The following is a 19,137-nucleotide window of genomic DNA, read 5'->3' on the forward strand; positions in this document are numbered from 1 at the left end:
TTGATCTTAATCAAGCCCTGACCGCCACTTGCGCCGCCTCGGCAACTGTTTCCCCTTGTTGCAGATCGATCCAGGCACTCAGGTTCGCGCCACGCATGCCTTTGCGCCACATCAGCCAGGTCGTCGCCAGATCGAACGGTGACTGTAGACGGTGTGCCGCCACCCGCTCTCGTCCGGGCAAGCTGTCGAGCATCGACTGGGCCATCAGCGCTACCCCCGATCCGGCAATCACGCAAGCCAGCATGCTCGGATAGGACTCGATCTCCATGACCCGCCCCATCGCGGCATGGTCCTGCGCATACCAGGCTTCCAGGCGCATGCGGTAGGCACATCCCTGACGGAAGGTGAACACCGCACGCCCCGCCACATCCCGGGCGCTGTGCACCGGGGGATGATCGGGCTCGGTAATCAGTACCAGCGTTTCTTCGCACAACGGCACGCCGTCCAGCCCGGCCAATGCCAGCGGGCCATCCACCAGGGCGGCGTCCAGACGACCGCTGAGCAGGCCTTCAAGTAGTTCGCCACTGGGCGCCGGCAGTACCTGCAGGTTCACTGCGGGGTAAGTCTTGTGATAGCGCGCCAGCAGCGCCGGCAGGTGGATCGCCGCCGTGCTGTACATGGTGCCCAGGGCGAAATCACCCGCCGGTTGCCCGCCTTGCACAGCGGCCACGGCTTCATCGCGTAGCGCCAGCATGCGCCCCGCGTAATCGAGCAAGACCTTGCCCGCCGGCGACAATTGCAAGCGCTGGCGCTCACGACGAAACAGTTCCACACCCAGTTGCTCTTCAAGCTGGCGCAGGCGAGTGGACAGGTTCGAGGGCACCCGGTGCATGCGTTCAGCTGCCCGGGTTATCGACCCTGCCTCGGCGACCGCCTGAAAAATGCGCAATTGGCTGAGCTCCACAAGACATTCTCCAGAACAGAACAAGTTACTCATAATTATTCAATTTTACTGAAAGTCAATCCTCCGTAGCCTGACGGTCATCGATCCTGCTTGAGGAACCTGACCATGTCACCGTTCATTCGCCTGCTCGCCTGTGCTGTGGCCTTGATGATGGCCATGGGCATCGGCCGCTTCGCCCTCACCCCCCAGTTGCCGCACCTGATCGGCGAAGGCCAGGTCAGCCTGACCGCCGCCGGCCTGATCGCCGCCGCCAATTACCTGGGTTACCTGCTCGGCGCGCTGGACGCCATGTTCGCCCGCCGTCCAGGCCAGGTCAGCGCCCGGCTGCACGGCGGCTTGTGGTTGTGTGTACTGCTCACCCTGGCCTCTGTCTGGGCCAGCGGTTTCTGGAGCCACCTGCTGCTGCGCTTCGGTACCGGCGTGGCCAGCGCCTGGGTGCTGGTCATGCTCACCAGCCTCAGTCAGCAGGTGGCGGCCTCAAGCAACCTGCCAAAGCCGGGGGCCCTGGTGTTTGCCGGGCCTGGCGTCGGCATCATGCTGACGGGACTGCTGGCGCTGTTCGCCAACCTTTATGGCCTGGGCTCCGCCTCACTCTGGCTGGTCTATGCCGGTACAGCATTGTTCATGTTGCTGGCTGTGCTGCCCTTTCTTCCGCGCCCGCACACCGCAGCGCCTGCCACGGCCGCGCTGACCGCACAGCCGCCAACCCGGGGGATCGCCCGCCTCGGCCTGATCTATGCGCTGTACGGTATCGGTTACATCATCCCGGCCACATTCATGTCGCAGATGGCCAGCGCACGCTTCCACGGACACTGGCTGGCGGACCTGTTCTGGCCGGGGTTTGGCCTGGCCGCAGCACTGGGGGTGGTCGTGGCCAGCTATCGCCGCCCGCACTGGGGCACTACGGCGCGCTGGTTGATGGTGACGTTGTGGTTACAAGCCGCCGGCGTGTTCGCCTGCTTGCTGGGCAACGGCCCGGGCCTGGCGCTGGGGGTGTTACTGTGCGGCACACCGTTCCTGGCGTGCATGCAGTTGGTGATGCAACGCCTGCGCGAGCTGTCGCCCCACGGCTATCAGCGCAACGCAGGCTTGCTCACCGCGTGTTTTGCCGCAGGCCAGCTCAGCGGCCCGCTGCTGGCAGCGCTGAGCAATCACTTTGCCGCCAGTTTGCAACCGGCGCTGGTCTTCGCTGGCAGCGGCTTACTGCTGGCCGGAACGCTGCTGTGGCGGCCGCAGATTAACCCAGCAGGCTGCGCAAACGTCGGCGCACCCACTGTTCAGCGCTGACCAGGGTCACCCCGAGCAACACCATCACCGCGCCGAGGACGAAGTTCAGGCTCAGCGGCTCACCCAGCAGCAGCACACCAAAGGTCACGCCGAACAACGGGGTGATGAAGGAAAACACCGCCAGGTTCGATGCCAGATAACGGCGCAGCAGCCAGAACCACGTCAGGTAGCTGAAGAACGATACGATCAGGCCTTGAAACAGCAGGCTGCCAATAGACAAGGGGGTGAAGTGGACCTGGGTCAGCTGGCCACTGAGGGTGGCGATGCACAACAAGCCGACGAAGCCGACGGCCAGCTGATAGAACAACGTCAGGGTCGCCGGAGCCTCCGAGAGCCGGGACGTGCGCACCACCACCGTAGTCGCGCCCCAGGCCAGACCCGCCAACACACCGAAGGCATCGCCCAGCAGCATCCGCCCGTCCATTTCTGACAACGACACGCCACCGGCAAACGCGTAGGCAATCCCGGCAAAGGCCAGGACGATGCCCAGCCATTGCAGGGGGCGCAGGCGTTCGCTCGGCAGCAGCCAGTGCAGGCCCAGCGCGGTAAATACCGGCGCCGTGTAGAGGAACACCGACATGTGCGCCGCCGAGGTCAGCTTCAAGCCTTCGGCGATGAACAGAAACTCCACGCCAAACAGCGCGCCAGCCAGCAAACCGCCCCGCCAGGTTTGCGCCACCTGATCCCAACCGCCGCGAAAACAGATCAACAGGCCGACCAGCACGGCTGCCATGCCCGAACGCAAGGCCTGCTGCATCACCGGGGCAATGTCCGGCGCGGCCATCTTGATCATCACCTGCTGAATGCCCCAGATCAGGCACAGCACCAGCATCACTTGCAGGGCAAAGGCATCGGTATTGCGGCGGGTGGCGCTCATTGCGGGCACCCGTTATCGGCGAACGGCATGGCAGAGTCTCGGCAGCTGTGGATCCAACGTTGATTATCAGTGGCTGCAGGCGTTGATTGCCAGCCTTGTGTTGCGCTTCGAGTGAACTTTGCGCACGGCTTGCGGCTCAACCGCAAGACCAAGCCAAGGGAGTCCTGCCGATGAAAACCCTGTTGAACATTGCTGCTGCCGCCAGCCTGCTGCTGGCCCTGCCCAGCTGGGCATGCACACTTGAAGAAGCCACGGAGAAACGCGAGGAACTGGCCAAGGAGGTCACGCGACTGACGGAGCAGAATCCGCAGAAGGCCAAGGAGATCAACGACGAGTTGAAAGGGATGAAGCTTGAGAGTGCCAGCAAGGACCTGCCGGACAAGTGTCAGCTGATCGACAAACGGTTGCAGGAGCTGAAAACGGCGGAGAAGAAAGTCTGAAGCGTCGTGGAGTGATACCCACGTCTACAACGGGTCGACCGTGTAGACGTGGGATGACCTGAGCCTTACTCGGCAGCAGGCGCCGGCTTGCGACGCTTGAGCGGCGCCAGGCCGTCGGCACTGGCCAGCGGAGCATTAGGCTTTGGCTTGGCGGTTGGCTTGCGCTTGGCCGCTACTTTCTTGTCGCCCTTCTTCGGATCAGCTTTTTTCTTCTTCACCCCGGCGGCCTTGCCCGAGGCCTTGACCTTCTTCGGACCGCTGTAGGTGCCTTTGACTTCCTTGATGACGCGGCGCTCGAAGCTTTGCTTCAGGTAGCGCTCGATGCTCGACATCAGGTTCCAGTCGCCGTGGCAGATCAGCGAAACGGCCAGGCCTTCGTTGCCGGCACGGCCGGTACGACCGATACGGTGTACATATTCGTCGCCGCTGCGCGGCATATCGAAGTTGATCACCAGGTCGAGGCCGTCGACGTCCAGGCCACGGGCCGCGACATCGGTCGCCACCAGCACCTTGGCACCGCCCTGCTTCAGGCGCTCGATGGCCAGCTTGCGGTCTTTCTGGTCTTTGTCGCCGTGCAGGACGAAGGCTTTGAAGTCTTTGGCAACCAGGTGACCGTAGATGCGGTCGGCCATGACCCGGGTGTTGGTGAAGATGATTGCCTTCTGGTAGGTCTCGTTGGCCAGCAGCCACTGCACAATCTGCTCTTTGTGCTGATTGTGGTCCGCGGTGATGATCTGCTGACGGGTACCGTCGTTGAGCTGGCTGACGGTGTTGAGCATCAGGTGCTCAGGGTCTTTCAGCACTTTGGCGATCATGTCGCGCAGGCCGGCACCGCCGGTGGTGGCGGAGAACAGCAGGGTCTGCTCGCGGTTCGGGCACTCGCCACACAGGCGCTCGACGTCTTCGGAGAAGCCCATGTCGAGCATGCGGTCGGCTTCGTCGAGGACGATGACCTGCACGTGCTCGAGCTTGAGGTTGCCGGCGTTGAGGTGCTCGAGCATGCGGCCCGGGGTACCGACGAGGATATCCGGCACCTTGCGCAGCATGGCAGCCTGTTCCTTGAAGTCTTCACCGCCGGTGATGATGCCCGACTTGATGAAGGTGAACTGAGCGAAACGCTCGATTTCCTTCAGGGTTTGCTGAGCCAGTTCACGGGTCGGCAGCAGTACCAGCGCGCGGATCTCGACACGCTTCTGCTTCAGGTCAACCAGGCGATTGAGCACCGGCAGCATGAACGCGGCGGTTTTGCCGCTGCCGGTTTTTGCCGTCACCCGCAGGTCCCGCCCTTGCAACGCCAGCGGAATGGCCGCTGCCTGCACCGGCGTCGGCTCGACAAAGTTCAGCTCGGCCACGGCTTTGAGCAGGCGTTCGTGCAGGGCGAATTGGGAAAACACGGGTGTACCTCGGGCATGTGCAAAAAATTCAGTTGCATAGGGTAACGTTTTCCGGCGTCGACGCCGAATTCTTTTGCCAACTTGTCGTCAATACACGCTCTAATACCCCTCCTTTTCACTTATCGGAAGATCTTCAGCACGGCAATGGATATTCAATCGATGTGGCAAAACTCCCTGGATCTCTGGGGCACGCTGGACGAACACCCCTTATTGCACGCCAGTCTTGGCCTGGCTGTGCTTCTACTGATCGCCTTGGTACTGGGCCGCGTTGCACGCTTTCTGATCCTGCACGCCGCTCGTCTGCTTGGTCGCCAACCGGCCCTGCACTGGGTCAACGACCTGCGCGAAAACAAGGTCTTTCACCGCCTGGCGCAAACCACCCCCTCACTGTTTGTGCAGTTCGGCCTGAAACTGGTGCCGGAACTGAACGCCGCCAGCCAGCATTTCCTCGGCAACGTGGCCCTGGCCTTCACCATCCTGTTCCTGACCCTGGCGATCTCCGCCCTGCTCGATGCCCTGCTGGACATCTACGCCCGCACCGAGCATGCGCGTACCCGTTCGATCAAAGGCTACGTACAGCTGGCCAAGATGGTCCTGTTCGTGTTTGCCGCGATTGTCATCGTCGCCACCCTGATCGACCGCTCGCCGTTGCTGCTGCTGTCGGGCCTGGGTGCCATGTCGGCGGTCATTCTGCTGGTGTACAAGGATACCCTGCTGTCGTTCGTGGCCAGTGTGCAGCTCACCAGCAACGACATGCTGCGGGTGGGTGACTGGATCGAAATGCCGCAGGTCGGTGCTGATGGCGACGTGGTCGATATCACCCTGCATACGGTCAAGGTACAGAACCACCCGTGAGTTATGAAAAACTGACTACGACCCGTAGATAATCTCAAAAATGGACAACCCATTTCATGATCTCCTCCTCCCCCGCGCCAAGCTCTCACCCCTCCACCCAGACTGTCAGCAGTGGCTTCGGTGTGGCTAACACCTACTCAACACTTCCCTCGCCATTCAGTAGGTAACCCCAATAGGTGACTCTGTTAGCCAAAGAGACGGTAGCGAAGCAGCTTCAGCCTCTTAATGGCCTCAATCAATTTGCTTAGTGGTAGTTTGGATTAGGCAGGTGCAATAGTGCTGCAGATGACTCACATTCCATGAGTGCGCCTCTCTCTAGATCCTCCTTCGCCTACCCCGAGCCCATTCTCCAGCATCTGAATAGTTGGAGCTGACAATGTCATCCCCAATGAATAGGTACGCTGCCGTAGCACGCTTGAAAAATAGCTACTGCTTCAGGAGGTGGATGTGAGCAATACCTATTCATGCTGCATCATTCAAGGTAGGCACCCTAGTGCGTGCTGACAGGTGAAAAACTGAGCTTGTCAGCCGGCCACACAACTCTTCTGCAGGGAGGATTCCTGCACTTGCCAATGCAGCAGGAGCCAGCTAAGGAAAACCTCCAACCAGCCATCCTTGTGGAGCGATGCTGTCCTAAAGGGCCGCAGACACAGAGTGAGCCGCACTTAGCCGGTTAGCAGCTTTGATCACGAGTTGACAAGAAATTTGAAGCAGGCGTGAGTCGTTCCAGAAACCTGCGAGTACCAAGGCAGTAACGTCCAAAGCTAGGTGATTTAGCGACCGCTGGTCAATTGGCGTCGGTAAGTTTTCGGTGCGAATATGCAATAAATAACATTGGCTTAATAACCACTAAACACCACAATTTCGCACTGATATTTTTTTACATGAACACTGACCTTGCCTCCGTGAGCGGCAGAGCTCAAGGCTTTGCGAGTAGCGCAACAAGAGCAGCGGCCAAAATTTTGCAAGAAGCCAAACTTGACAATTCATCAATAAACAATAAGAGATAACATAATGCGCAAATAAGAGTGTACTTTCCGCATACTCTAAATACCTCTTGACAGAGCCATTGAAGGAAAACTTAAATCGCTATCCCTAGTCCATAATCGCGCCTTCGAGCATGCCAGCACTCGTAAATAAAACCCCTCGAAAAGTACCTGTTAAAAAATACCGGTACGTGACGTTGCCGCTCGTGTCTTTGTTCAGAAAGTCGAGTCACTCTAATGACGAGGATGGCTCTGAGCTAGAAGCTAGTTTGGCGGGAAACTACTTCATCAGACCGTTCGACAGCGATGCCGGAGACAAGGTAGTCCGGAACGTACCGGTAATCCTTAATCCAGATGGTTCCATATGGAAACATGGGGCGCTTTACATTCTAGCGAGAGCCATAGATTTTGACGCGCCGTCAGACCAGACATTGAAAGGATTCGCCAAGAGTCTTGTAGACTACATGAATACGCTAGCGCAGGACGGCGTTGATTACCTTGCCACACCCAAACGAGAAGGTTCACGCCCGACATTTCATTACAAGGCCGAGTTAAAACTAAAGGTTAATCTGAATGAAATTGCAGCTAGCACTGCAAATGGGCGAATTTCAGCAGTCGTAAACTTTTATCGCTGGATGCAGGGTCGGCACGACTATCATCCCACCGAAGCGCTATGGACAGAAAAAGTTTGTAGAATTCCATATCATGACAAGAGAGGCTTCTATCGAAACAAGAAAGTAATTACCACCAACCTCCGAATCGTGGCAACAGGTGAAGACTCTACAGGCGATTACATTATCGATGAAGGTAAGCTCTATCCGTACAGCCAGGAGCAACAGATCTCTCTAGTCCAAACCCTGGTTGCAAGTGGTAATACCGAAATGTTTTTGGCGTTCCTTCTATCCATATTCACAGGATCACGAATCAGCACTACCTTTACCATTCGCCAGTCCAACATCGTCAATCCCGAACTCGTTAAAACAAATGAAATTGCAGTCAAAATAGGACGCGGGACTCTGATCGATAATAAATTCAACAAAACCATGCTCTTATATATTCCCGCTTGGTTAAATGCTCTTCTTTACGTCTACATAAATTCGGATCGGCATAAAAGACGAGCTACCAAGGCTTCGGCTAGAAACGGTGGAGAGCAATATGTATTTCTCACTCAGCACGGCAACCCCTACTACATCTCAAAAAATGATATGGAAAGGGGTCAAGACAAACCGATTCAAGAAGGCTACTCAGTTCGTCAGTTCGCCTCTAAAAAATTCCAAGCTCTGCTAAACCAATCTGACACACCATTCAAATTTAGATTCCATAATCTTAGGGCTTGCTTCTGCATGAATCTTATTGATCAAAAATTGAAAGGAATACCTAACTCTGATACCAACCGCATTTACGCAGTACTAACTGAAGTGCAGCGAAGAATGGGACACAGCGACATTTCAACAACGCAGCGATACTCCCGCTTCCGGGAAACGAGAAATATCGGGCTGCAGGCGCAGAGTGACTTCGAACTTCACCTTCAGACCTTGGCGGAAAACTATGTTTACGCCTAAAGTTCGCTCGATAATGCGCAACAATCCAAACATCACAGTCATTGACGTCGATAAGACCTCCATGATGGAAATTCACAGAATAATAGATAAATCAGGAATTCAAAACCTTGCCTTCCTGGTAGTTGACGAAGAACTTTTTCATGTGGGGTCACTTTGCTTTACTCATAGGCACCGGATAGCTGGGAGCTCTCTTTACAAGTGCACCGAGCACGATTACTGCCCCGATAGAGCCACGGCAATTGATGGATGGGCCAGATCGCTCATTGACAATCTCAAAACCGGCGAAATTAGGCCTATTACATTCATGGCTAAGTGTCGGCTATTGAATCAGCAGTTCGAGTGGGCCTATAAGAATGGTTATTTAAACCTCTTGAAAAGCGATAAAAATTATTATGAATGCTATTCATCATACTCTAACGCTGTTTACAATCAATGGGTATGCAAAAAAAACGCAGACTCAACGGCTTCCGGAAAACAAATCTATGCTTTCAGTATCATCAAGTCTCTTTTTCCCGAATCAGATACACACTTCAAACAGGCTCTACCAAGAGTTTACGTTAACACTAAGGCACCTCCTAAAAACGAGACAAAAGTCCCTAAAGAAGATGAATTGTCGCACGCTCTCGCGATCTCGTCAGACATCTTTAGCGGGCTAACCAAATCGCTAATTAACCTTGAGAAATATCCGTTTCAAATTTCCTTATTTGGCAAGATGAAGTGGATCGTTCCTCACGAAAACTTCTGCTATCCAAGAAATTTTGCCCCCCTCCAAGGCGCAAGTGAGATCTGGGACTATAGCACTGGTACGTTGATCCCCAACCAGCCCCGAAATCGCAAAAAGCGGTATAGGGAAGGCCTTCTGTCGCTCGAGAGGGAAAATTCGAATCCTGCTATTTTGACCCAACATAGGCATCGACTCGCCAAATGGGCGCACGACTGTTTTCTACTTTTATTTGCGGCAAACACCGCAATTAATGAAAAGCAGATTTCTGTCCTGGAGTGGCATACGGGTACCTACGAAGTAGTGCCAGCCCAGCAAGGTTTTCGTACTGTGAAATGGCGAGCAGGGAACAAGCGTCAGAGCTTTACCATAGCTGCGCAATTCGTCAAGAGATTTGAAGAATATCTTGAATTAAGAAAACTCATCACCAGCAACTATGCTTCGAATTATCTTTTTCTGCATGTCCCTGTGATGCCAGAAGATCGAGTAAGACCTTTACAGAAGGGCTGCTTGCTCAAGCTTATATCTGCGATGCGTTCATTTATAGACAAAGATTTCCCCAAGGTCGGCTACCGCCAACTGCGACTATATAAGTCAAACTACCTTCTCAAAGAGTACGGACTTATTGTAGCAAGCCAGCTTTTACAAAGCCGTATCGGCACTATAGCCAAGGCCTATTCATCAGCTGAAGATGATGTAGCCGCCAAAGAAATCAGTGCATTCTACAATCTGCTGTCAGATGCTATTAAGGCTGCAGCCCGAAAACGCCAGCAGAGCATCCCTGCTGGACACTGCATCAAACCCGGCAATGCCATAGCTGTGGTGGAGATCGTGTCGGAGGTGAGCCAACCAGCTTGCGAAAACTTCATCACATGCCTGTTTTGCTCAAACTTCGTTGTGCATGCTACGGACAATGACCTTAAAAAACTTCTGAGCCTCAAATATTTTCTCAACGAAATTCGCCATCAGTCTACTTCAGCTGAAGAATTCAATAAGTTGAACGGCCCTACTGTAGCGCGAATTGAATCAATCCTAACAAGCATTAGCAAAATTTCACCGGAACTGGCCGACAGAGTTTCGACCATCCAGGCCTCGGTATTCGACCATGAAGAACTTTCTGAATACTGGGCAACCGTACTTAATCAATTAGTTTATTTAGGAGCGATTCAATGAAATTATCATCCACTGCATCACTCCAGCACGGCATCGATGCCTACATGGGCATTCCCTCCGACCTAATCACACCAGCGACCGTGATTAGCAGGGACATACACGGGAATATTTTAAGCGTTGTCGGAGACATTGAATGGCAGACGCCGTTGCTAAGAAGCCACCAGAATCGAAAGGCTTATATCAGCTTCAGCAAGTTCAGGACAAGCACCGAGCTTGAGGTTAAAAACCTCGAACAAACACAGAAGATTGTTGCAATCTGGATCCATCGGCCCTCACAGAGAACCGGTTCCTACCCAAGTATTGACACGGTACGATCCTTCTTAACTGATCTCCGCAGGCTCTGCAATCAGGCCACGAAAAAGGGCGTCACATTGGCAGAACTTCTTAAACATCCTGTCCACTTTAAGTCGCACATCGACAAAATAAAATCTTACACGACCCTCAGAACCCTGCAGATGATCATTAACAAGGTGATTGAAGAACATATATTCTCTGTATCTACAACCATTACCAAGATACTCGACCGTGCAATTCGAGAATCGGCGGACGAGTCCGAGCAGCACCCTGTTATTCCAGGGCGTATTTTGTTCGAAAAGATTTCTCATTACACATCTTTACTTCAGGAATATCAAGAAAACGAAATACAAATTTCTGAATTGAACCGAAGAGCAGGGTTGAATCGATTCTATGGCCGATTCAAAAGAAAATCCACTGATCCGCACAACCCCAACGTTGAGTTTGAGGTCGCAATGGAAGAATGTGGGCTCTCAGTGATTCGTGAAAAGTATAAGATGAGGCAACTCTCCAATGTGAGCAACTTCATCAGCAGGTGCAACTACGCTGCAAAAATGCTTATCCATATTTTTACTGCCATGCGAGAGCGTGAAGCCTATCTACTAAAAGATGGGTGCGTTGAAAAGATAGGGCCTAAAACCTATGTCGTGGACGGACTAACAGTTAAGCTAACCAAAGAGCCACGACCAGCCAAATGGATTACGTCTGAGTCAATCCTGCTTCCATATGATTGTGCTTGCAGCATCGCTCGACTGATCAAAGTATATATGCCAGCTTGCATAGACACTGAAAACCGCCTTTTCCTATCAGTATCATACCTTCCGGTAGCTAATGAATACGAAAAAAAACAAAAAGATACAGAGTTGTACCAAGGAGCTCTGAACCCCACCAGATGGGAGGAAACTTTTCCACCGACAGCAATTACAGATGAGGACTACGAGGAATTGGTAATGATTGACCCACTTCGAAACTGGGCTGCCAATCTGAAGTTTCAAATAGGACAAAACTGGAACCTAACTACCCACCAGTTCCGGCGATCAATGGCCGTTTACGCAGCTCAGAGTGGCTTGGTATCCCTACCCTCTTTGAAAAGAATGCTTCATCACACGCTTTTACAGATGTCCATCTATTACACCAGAGGATTTGCATCCGCCAAATTCCTTTTCTCCGAACAGAATCCTGACTTGGCTGAGTTTTTCCAGGCACAGACAGTAAACGCCGAAGCAAGCCTTTTTCTCAAGGAGGTGATTATGGAAAAAGCGAATTTGCACGGCGCTGCAGGAATTTGGTATGAGCGTAACCTTAAGAAGGAATACGCCACCAATATTGTTACCAACTTCCAAGAAACCCTGAAAAAAATCAAACAGGGACTACTTTCCTATAAAGAGACGATCCTTGGTGGATGTTTTAAGGTTGGGGAGTGCAAGGAGCGAGTGCACCATAATTACGTCGCCTGCGTAGACTGCAGCAGCGCCTGCATCAAAGAAAAAAAGCTTGACCAATCAATTCTCATTCAAACCAAAATCATCGACAGTATTCCTGAAGGAACGTTTGCCCACAACACAGAGCAAACGAAACTCAGCATGCTGCAATTCTTCAAAGACAAAATCTCTAAGGTGATCGCATGACTTCCAAAGTTATCAACTTGTACGAAGCTGATCTGCAACGGCTGGCTAGAGAACAACCCGTGTCGCCAGACTTTAAAGTAACTTTCAATAAAGTATATAAAGCACACTGGCGTGAAAAGAGCTCAACCTCAGAGAAGGATAATTCCTCCCAAGCACACGCCCAAGAAAACCGGGCACAGGGCGCTCTGACCCAGCAAACTTTTTTGGCTAAGGTAACTTCATGATTTCCGACGTCATTCTCCAATATGAAACAGCGCTTCAACGACTGGTTGAAAACAAGCCTAACATCTTACCGCCGGGCAGCAAGATCACCATCAACAACGTGGCCTTGGAAGCTGGGCGCGGTAAAGGCTCCATCAGAAAAGATCGGGAGTGCTTTGATCAGCTTCGCGATAAAACCAAGGCTGCCGCAGCCAAACAAAAAAAGGAAAACAGTGCGAAGCCCAACAAGGGCGCTGAAAAGCTGTTCAAAGATCTTTATCACGAAAGCTTGGCCAGGGAATTGTTGCTCATATCTCAGATTGATGAATTGGAGAAAGATCTCTCGATTTTGAGTAACGTGACCAACATCGCTAAACAGAAGGGAAAGAACAGGAAGGCTACGGAACTATGATTATCTTGAATCGGAGATTCACTCTCATGAACTTGAATCCTGAGGAGCGCAGTAATGGGTGGTAAACGCAAGCCATTCATCACCACCAAGGCGATTAACGAGGCTATCTATAAGTCCCTCATTGCCTCTAATTGGCAGCAGTCACTTATTCTGGAATTGTGGGAACTGGCATCTCTCCATCTGACGGAGGAGGTCTGTCGGCGAGCATTTAAAGACGTTATCGCAAGGCGAGGAGTATCAGCTTTGTTTGAGCGGAATGCCTACAAAGTCACGGGTAGAGAAGTCCTCCGCTTCGATTGCCCACCAGGTTCACTCTCAAATCCATGCTACATCCTGAGCGAAATGTTGCGTGAGTTGATCAAGAGGGACTGGCCGTTGCTTAGAGAAACGGGCCCACGCTGCGACTGGTATGACTTTAGTGACGCTCTACATGAGATACTGCTCCGGCAAGGATTTGCTTCACTTCGCTTGAAAATCAAAAAACTTGAGGATGATTTGGGAATGTAAGGGCGTATCGGTGGCATTCAAGATAGGGAGAGGGTTATCATTAGGTGGGATTACCTGGACTCCTGCGGTCAGCTTGCAAAGCCAGTGCGCACCAGGCCAGAACAACTTACTCCGCCCACCTGTCCTAAAGGCTTGTCGTGAAGCTGACAACGATAAAAGGCCTGATGGTTAAACAGGTGGGGGAGTATGCCCCCTCTCTTAGCGGTAGCACACTCCCCTCCTCCCCAATTCATCGGCCTCGTAATCTAGGCGCATGCGCCAGGGTGTCGTGCCCCGGACATTCGATCAACGCACGTTTCGGTAGTCATCGACGCTGTAGTTGCCGTGGCATGCCCTCACAGGGACGGCTGTCGTGAACCATGCCCGGCGATGCTCGCCGTTGTCATGGCCCTATCGGGCTTCCATCCTCATGCCCTGCGCGCTCCGCTTGCTATTTCAGTCTTACCCTAGGCAATAACCCCCCCCTATCAATTCAGTGGACACACTGCTCGAGTATGCTAACGTGACTGCCTCGGCTCCCTAGTCGAGTTCGGGCGGTCGGTTCGCCAAGGCGGTATAGCCACAGGGTGCTTAACCTCTTCTGCGTTATGTGCATTCCGACAATGGTCAGAGGGCAGCCGACACCGCTGACGAATTGGAGGATGCTATGCGCGTACCAATCACTCTCGCCGACCTTCGTGCCAAATACGGCTTCAATCGTATCTCCAAGAAACTCCAGCGCAATTGGCCTGGCACTGTTTCCGTTTCCCTTGCGTCGTCACAAGACATCCTCTCACGCGGTCTCGGCTACCGGGATCTTCATGATCTGCAGAATTCGACTGATAAGCAGCTCCAAAGTGGCTCCAGGCCCTCTCAGGATGAAGTGAGGGACTGGATCAGCACGTCGATCATCACTTTCTGCCAGTCCAAGAAAGTTATTGATATCGGCAACCCGGACGTCGCGCGATTGGTAGCTTTGCTGCCCCTTCACGAGCTCACCGCGTTCCAGACATCGCGCGCCCAGCAGCGCGGCACATTACTGCCCATGAGTTTGGTGGAAGTGCTTATGTCGCCAACCCAAGACTTGGACGGGGCTTCCGGGGAGGAACAACTGGGCGATGCCTCAGTGCTACATGAAGAGCTAAACGCAGAGCTCATGAGGCAACCGGCTGACGCGATCAACGAGGAAGATTTGCAGAGCTTCTGGGAGGTTGTTCAACGTAAAGGCAGTCTTCGAGACCAATGTTTTTGTCTAGGTTTGCTGGAAGGTCTACGCCTGAATGATCTGCTTGGCATTAAAGTCGGTGACGTGTCGTTAACCCTAGACTCCGTGGTTAGTCTGCATATCGAAATCACGAAATCTAAACCTCGGAAAGCAAGGCTCCGCATGCCGCCTAGTTTCGGCAAGCTGGTTGGCGAGTACATTCGCCAAACTGGCCTTTCTCACAGTGACTATCTTTTCCCTTCCACAAATAACGCTAGCATTTCCATGCCTCCGGAAACCATGCGCCGAGTTGTCGATGCCTATCTTCTAGAGGCCATGCCTGAAAAGACTAAGCGTCGAGTTTCTTTGATTCGCCAAGCAGCACGTGATCGGGTGTCAGAGAATTTGTCGGAACGGCTTTATCAATGGATGGGGCACACCAACATTAACTCGACCCTTGCATACCTGAGCCTGTCTCACCTGCCCTCCCGAAAATAATGCAAGAAACTGCGGGGGGGGGGACGGCTTTCACGAGTATTCTGCTGCTTCCCCCCAACACGCTCCTCCTCGGGCAATTCATGGCAGATTGAACGATCATGTAAATAGGACAAGCTAGATGAATCGGCTAATTCGCTCCCTGTTAACGTTAGGGACGTGGCTTTTTGGCGATAAGCGATCAGAGTATGAAAACAGCGAGAAAAATCCTTCATAGATGCTGCCAACAAGCTTCAGAATTACTATGTAACCGACAGAGGAGCCGTTTTCATGGATCCCTCAGTTGTCCATGAGATGGTCATGTCCCAAATCACTGAGCAGCAGAAACCACTAGATGTCTCCACCAGTGAGCCAATCCAGCCCCTCTCCTGCTCATTCACTGACTGCATTCAGGTCATAGCCTGGCGCCGCTTGAGGTCTCAAGCTGCAATAAGATATGTGTGCCTGCAAAGCCTTGATGTGTCTAAAGAGTCCGGGGCGATTCATTATCTTCATGAGATGAAAATGCGCGCTCGGCCCTGAATCTAATAATTTCCGCAAAATTATGCTCTCTCATCATTTCCCACACAGCGCTTTTCCGTGAAATACAAACTTACACGGATTATTTCGAGCAAGACTTTAGCGCTGCGCAAAGTATTTTTCAGGCAGATTTATTTTTTAACCCACCACTCAAGTTTCGAATTTCGCCTCCGTTTAAATAGTCATGCGACTTATTTTCTGAGGAATATCGAGACCATGAGTACAAAGCTGCCCCCGAACAGATTCTTCACGCTCAAGTATGATTCCCTGAAGAGTGACTCGCGCGAGTTCAGGCTTGCCATCTTCACTTGGCCAGGCACTTCAGAGGGGGCGGTCATAGACGATGACAACAGTTACGCAGTTCTCCTGGATACAGAATCCAACGGCGAAATTTCAATCAAAATCGATGAATGGCGCTTTAGGTTCACGCCTCAGCAGGTGACGGCGCTAGCCTCAGTACTCACCGAGCTATCAAGAGATGAAGGATGAATTCCGCTTTCTCTTGGCGGGAATGGCACCGTGAGGCAACAGATCTTCATCCCAGACAGGTGAGCTTCTGAAAAAATTTCCGATCGGGCTCAAGGTTTCTCAAAATGAACCGTTTGTCATACCTATGACATCTTGAGAAACCAGTTTTGAACCTACCAACGATCGCATTTGCACGCGGCCTGAAAGGCGCCGTCTCGTTTGCCGAGACCATCCAGGGTCATCGTCAACGCAGGGCGTGGGAGCGTTTAGTCAGCTACATCGAGTCCTCTGACTCCCTTTCGGGCTTTGACAGGGATGCGGCCTTCGCTGAGGGCTATGCGCAAGCGCTCGTCGACGGGGAGCAGATCGAAATTTCCACAGAGCGTGACTTACTGATCATTTCAATCGTTGACGAGTGGCGGCGGCATTTCATCCGCTCAGATGTTTCGTCTCCACTTTTAGCACTCCCCTCCTCCAAGGACATTCATGACTTCCAAATTTCAGCGCTACGCGGATGACGAAATTTCAGATCCAAGCCTGCGAATGCCTCGTCAAATTTTGGCAACCAGCACCAACCAATATCCGATTGATATCTTGGTTTCTAGTTGGGAAAAACACCTGGTCGAGCCATCTGCTGCTCAAGAGAAGTATCCTTGGGCTTCGGGGTTTGCAATGGGCATTCCTATTCCGTCTTGGCATCGGTCAGTGGTGTGGAATGTAGGTCAGAAGTCTCGGTTCATTGTTTCGGTGTGGTCGGGGGCGGATCTCGGGAGCTATATGACGAATGAGTGGTGCGGCTCGGGTGGGGGGCGAGCAACTGCGGAGAACAGCGATATTTTGATCGATGGCTTGCAGCGGTTGCATAGCCTAGAGGAGTACCTTCTTGATCGCTTGGCAGTCCCAGATGCTCAAGGGCAACCTAGGGTTTGGTCTGAGATTGGCAACGGCGAACGCAAGCGGTTCTTGTCGACAGTCTTTACGCACGCACATGTATCGTCTGATGACGAAGTGTTGTTGCGAAAAACTTATGATCTTTACGCCATGGGTGTAGCTTCTCGTACGAACGATCAGCGCGCGGTTCGATAACCGTTAGATCCTATTTTTGGGGCATGCCCCTCTGGGGATGGCTGTCGTAAACCAAGCCCCGTTTATCGACGGGTCTTGGCCCTGCGGGCTTCCATCCTCAAGCCTTCGACCTTCCTGGTCTGCGCGCTCCGCTTGCATAATGACAGGGCTCGCTTCCCAGCTTGGACATTGGCGGCTGCTCCCACATACTGATCCCATCCAGTCAAAGATGAGGCTAGGTCATGGCGTGGTCATTTTGGAAGGACAAACGTCCTGAATGGGTTCAGGCGGAAGAGCGAGCGTTCATCAAAGCTGCGAACCGCCTGAAGACACTGCAAGTGACACCACGAGGCGGCATGCGGATTGATCCCGAGGAGATCAGGGATCAGATCCTTGAAGCCCGAGAGTTATACAAAGACCTGGTTCAAAAATAACGGTAGCGAGCACCCAACCTGCTTGCAGCCCCAGCCCTTTAGCATCCTTTCAGAACTACAAAATAAAGGTGTCCTACGAAGCTCGACTTACTGGCACCACGGGCCCCATGTCGGTGGGTTTTCAACGATATCAATTGATGTGCTGAGCTCATCCTGCATGCGCTCGAAGACCCTGCTCAGAGTCGGATGGGCATTTGACTCTCTCAATGTCTTCACCAATTGCAGTAGTTCCCTCCCCTGCGCCAAGGGCATTTGGATGTCGCAATAGACTGTGTCGTCATCGTCTGTCTTACCCATCTGCCTCTCCACGTAAATTGTGGTTGTTGCGTGCCCTTCGGGAGCGGCTGTCGTGAACCGTGTCAAAGTTTCGGCCCTACGCGGTTTCATCCTCGTGCCTGGGCGCTCCGTTTGCATGCGAGCGCATAAAGCAACGGGTGAACTTAGCTTTGTCATGGATGAGGAAGCGACGCTAGATGCTTCCCTCCTCCCCCACTGACTCGTGAATCGATATTCAGGTGGTAAAGCCGTACCACTGATTGCGCAACGTGTAACGCAGCCAGGTGTTTTCCTTAGCATGCACCCAATACCCGACCCACTGGTTATCGAGGTCAAACTGATTCCAATGGTTCGCCTTTGCCGAGATCAGCACCCCATTGAACTCGGCATTGACGTCGTACATCAGCACAACACGGTCGTTTGCTCGGGCGGTGAACCCATCTTGCACAAGGTCGAGACTCCATAGATACAATCCTTCAATGTTGGACGATACGTTCGGGTTCAACGAACTGCTGACCTTGGGATTAAGACGTGACGACACCCTAGGATTGAGGCTTGAGGCAACCTTGTAGTTAAGACTCGTAGCGATCAGCGGGTTGTTGCTAGTAGCAACATGAGGATTCAGGCTGGTGGCCACGAACGGGTTTTTGCTCGTCGCTACGTTGGGATTCAGCGACGTAGCCACCGTAGGGTTCAGCGAGGTTGATATGAACGGATTTTTCGAAGTGGAGATGGATGGATTTCGACTTGATGGAACCTTCACTGGTTGCTCCTTTCGCTCTAATTGGCCGCAGACTGCATTTAGTCCGCCTCCTTGCTTCTTAGAAAATAGACGGCCTGACGTTGTCTATCCAGCCGTCTAGATACGGGCATAACACCCCGGTACCACGCACGAAAATTAATAGATGACTAACTTTATCGCCAGGCCATCCGCATTGACGTGACGAATATTGCTGCCGGTGCTCCCCAGCTCAAGCGCTCCTGAACGAAGCATTATCTATCACCTATAAAAAAGGGCCCCGCAGGGCCCTCCATTTGTACTCAACAGATTTTACTGGGCCAGCCAGCTCTCGACTGTGTCGGAACCGTACTCGGCTTTCCATTCTTTCAGGATTTTATGGTTGCCGCCTTTCGTCTCGACGACTTCACCTGAGTGAGGGTTCTTGTAAACCTTGACGGCGCGAGCCTTGCGAACGCCCTTGGTCTCAGTGTCCGGAGGAGCACGGCGACTAGAAGACTGTGGGTCTAGAATCGCCACGATGTTGCGCAGGCTGTAGCCATACTCGCCCAAGAGATCGCGGAGCTTCTTTTCGAACTCGATCTCGCGCTTCAGCCCATCATCGTTTTTCAGTGTTTCAAGCTCTGCCAATTGGGCAGCAAGCTGCTGTTCAAGCGCGCGGAATTCAGCGAGACGGGACATGTAAGACCTCAGATAGTTAGTTATAGCAGTATAGTC

At 52.8% G+C, this 19,137-nt stretch carries 19 protein-coding genes and 1 pseudogene; 14 read left to right on the forward strand and 6 right to left on the reverse strand.

The window, feature by feature from the left end; all coding sequences use genetic code 11:
• Window positions 1-10: 10 nt before the first annotated feature.
• A complete protein-coding gene (gene ptrR / locus DM813_RS04040) occupies window positions 11-904 on the reverse strand; it encodes a putrescine utilization regulator PtrR (protein ID WP_128322156.1) in 894 nt (297 codons plus the stop codon).
• A gap of 105 nt (window positions 905-1,009) precedes the next feature.
• On the opposite strand from ptrR, the gene DM813_RS04045 reads away from it, so the two are divergent.
• The gene (locus DM813_RS04045; RefSeq protein WP_128322157.1) at window positions 1,010-2,191 is read left to right on the forward strand and encodes an MFS transporter; all 1,182 of its coding nucleotides are present in this window, start codon (window positions 1,010-1,012) and stop codon (window positions 2,189-2,191) included.
• Here DM813_RS04045 and DM813_RS04050 read toward each other — a convergent pair.
• On the reverse strand, window positions 2,142-3,068 hold the full coding sequence (locus DM813_RS04050; protein ID WP_128322158.1) for a DMT family transporter: 927 nt from the start codon (window positions 3,066-3,068) through the stop codon (window positions 2,142-2,144). The genes DM813_RS04045 and DM813_RS04050 overlap by 50 nt on opposite strands.
• A 170-nt stretch (window positions 3,069-3,238) precedes the next feature.
• Between DM813_RS04050 and DM813_RS04055 the strand changes: the two genes are divergently transcribed.
• Entirely contained in the window at window positions 3,239-3,508 is a 270-nt protein-coding gene (locus DM813_RS04055; protein ID WP_128322159.1) for a hypothetical protein, read from the forward strand.
• Between the two features lie 65 nt (window positions 3,509-3,573).
• Here the strand turns inward: DM813_RS04055 and DM813_RS04060 are convergent, their stop codons facing one another.
• Complete coding sequence (locus DM813_RS04060) at window positions 3,574-4,902, reverse strand: DEAD/DEAH box helicase (protein ID WP_128322160.1); 1,329 nt, start codon at window positions 4,900-4,902, stop codon at window positions 3,574-3,576.
• Window positions 4,903-5,046: 144 nt separating this feature from the next.
• Here DM813_RS04060 and DM813_RS04065 point away from each other — a divergent pair.
• The 12 genes and pseudogenes from DM813_RS04065 to DM813_RS04120 all read left to right on the forward strand — a co-directional run.
• Window positions 5,047-5,748, forward strand: a pseudogene (locus tag DM813_RS04065) (mechanosensitive ion channel domain-containing protein); the annotation flags it as partial.
• Between the two features lie 1,129 nt (window positions 5,749-6,877).
• Window positions 6,878-8,305, forward strand: coding sequence for a site-specific integrase (locus DM813_RS04070; protein WP_241653130.1), 1,428 nt, complete (start codon window positions 6,878-6,880; stop codon window positions 8,303-8,305).
• Window positions 8,306-8,318: 13 nt separating this feature from the next.
• A complete protein-coding gene (locus DM813_RS04075) occupies window positions 8,319-10,199 on the forward strand; it encodes an integrase (RefSeq protein ID WP_241653131.1) in 1,881 nt (626 codons plus the stop codon).
• A complete protein-coding gene (locus tag DM813_RS04080) occupies window positions 10,196-12,121 on the forward strand; it encodes an integrase (protein WP_128322162.1) in 1,926 nt (641 codons plus the stop codon). The genes DM813_RS04075 and DM813_RS04080 overlap by 4 nt, the downstream gene beginning before the upstream one ends.
• Window positions 12,118-12,345, forward strand: a complete 228-nt coding sequence (locus tag DM813_RS04085; RefSeq protein WP_128322163.1) for a hypothetical protein — start codon at window positions 12,118-12,120, stop codon at window positions 12,343-12,345. Before DM813_RS04080 ends, DM813_RS04085 begins: the two co-directional genes overlap by 4 nt.
• On the forward strand, window positions 12,342-12,734 hold the full coding sequence (locus tag DM813_RS04090) for a hypothetical protein (RefSeq protein ID WP_128322164.1): 393 nt from the start codon (window positions 12,342-12,344) through the stop codon (window positions 12,732-12,734). Before DM813_RS04085 ends, DM813_RS04090 begins: the two co-directional genes overlap by 4 nt.
• Before the next feature lie 54 nt (window positions 12,735-12,788).
• Window positions 12,789-13,241, forward strand: coding sequence for a hypothetical protein (locus tag DM813_RS04095; RefSeq protein WP_128322165.1), 453 nt, complete (start codon window positions 12,789-12,791; stop codon window positions 13,239-13,241).
• Window positions 13,242-13,887: 646 nt separating this feature from the next.
• On the forward strand, window positions 13,888-14,922 hold the full coding sequence (locus DM813_RS04100) for a site-specific integrase (RefSeq protein ID WP_128322166.1): 1,035 nt from the start codon (window positions 13,888-13,890) through the stop codon (window positions 14,920-14,922).
• Window positions 14,923-15,654: 732 nt separating this feature from the next.
• The gene (locus DM813_RS04105) at window positions 15,655-15,927 is read left to right on the forward strand and encodes a hypothetical protein (RefSeq protein ID WP_128322167.1); all 273 of its coding nucleotides are present in this window, start codon (window positions 15,655-15,657) and stop codon (window positions 15,925-15,927) included.
• Between the two features lie 146 nt (window positions 15,928-16,073).
• Entirely contained in the window at window positions 16,074-16,424 is a 351-nt protein-coding gene (locus DM813_RS04110; protein ID WP_206617357.1) for a hypothetical protein, read from the forward strand.
• A complete protein-coding gene (locus DM813_RS04115; RefSeq protein ID WP_128322168.1) occupies window positions 16,393-16,992 on the forward strand; it encodes a DUF262 domain-containing protein in 600 nt (199 codons plus the stop codon). The genes DM813_RS04110 and DM813_RS04115 overlap by 32 nt, the downstream gene beginning before the upstream one ends.
• Window positions 16,993-17,213: 221 nt before the next feature.
• Window positions 17,214-17,405: a hypothetical protein gene (locus DM813_RS04120; RefSeq protein WP_042560295.1), complete on the forward strand. Its 192-nt coding sequence runs from the start codon at window positions 17,214-17,216 to the stop codon at window positions 17,403-17,405.
• Window positions 17,406-17,492: 87 nt separating this feature from the next.
• On the opposite strand, the gene DM813_RS28585 is transcribed toward DM813_RS04120, so the two are convergent.
• The 3 genes from DM813_RS28585 to DM813_RS04135 form a co-directional block, all read right to left on the reverse strand.
• Window positions 17,493-17,702 carry a hypothetical protein gene (locus DM813_RS28585; protein WP_128322169.1) on the reverse strand — a complete coding sequence of 70 codons (210 nt, stop codon included), beginning with the start codon at window positions 17,700-17,702 and terminating at the stop codon, window positions 17,493-17,495.
• Window positions 17,703-17,916: 214 nt separating this feature from the next.
• Window positions 17,917-18,444 carry a hypothetical protein gene (locus tag DM813_RS04130; RefSeq protein ID WP_128322170.1) on the reverse strand — a complete coding sequence of 176 codons (528 nt, stop codon included), beginning with the start codon at window positions 18,442-18,444 and terminating at the stop codon, window positions 17,917-17,919.
• 288 nt (window positions 18,445-18,732) lie between these two features.
• Window positions 18,733-19,101: a histone-like nucleoid-structuring protein, MvaT/MvaU family gene (locus DM813_RS04135; protein WP_128322171.1), complete on the reverse strand. Its 369-nt coding sequence runs from the start codon at window positions 19,099-19,101 to the stop codon at window positions 18,733-18,735.
• Window positions 19,102-19,137 lie beyond the last annotated feature (36 nt).

It is taken from the genome of Pseudomonas alkylphenolica (assembly GCF_004025535.1).
In the GTDB taxonomy this organism is placed as follows: Bacteria; Pseudomonadota; Gammaproteobacteria; order Pseudomonadales; family Pseudomonadaceae; genus Aquipseudomonas; species Aquipseudomonas alkylphenolica_A.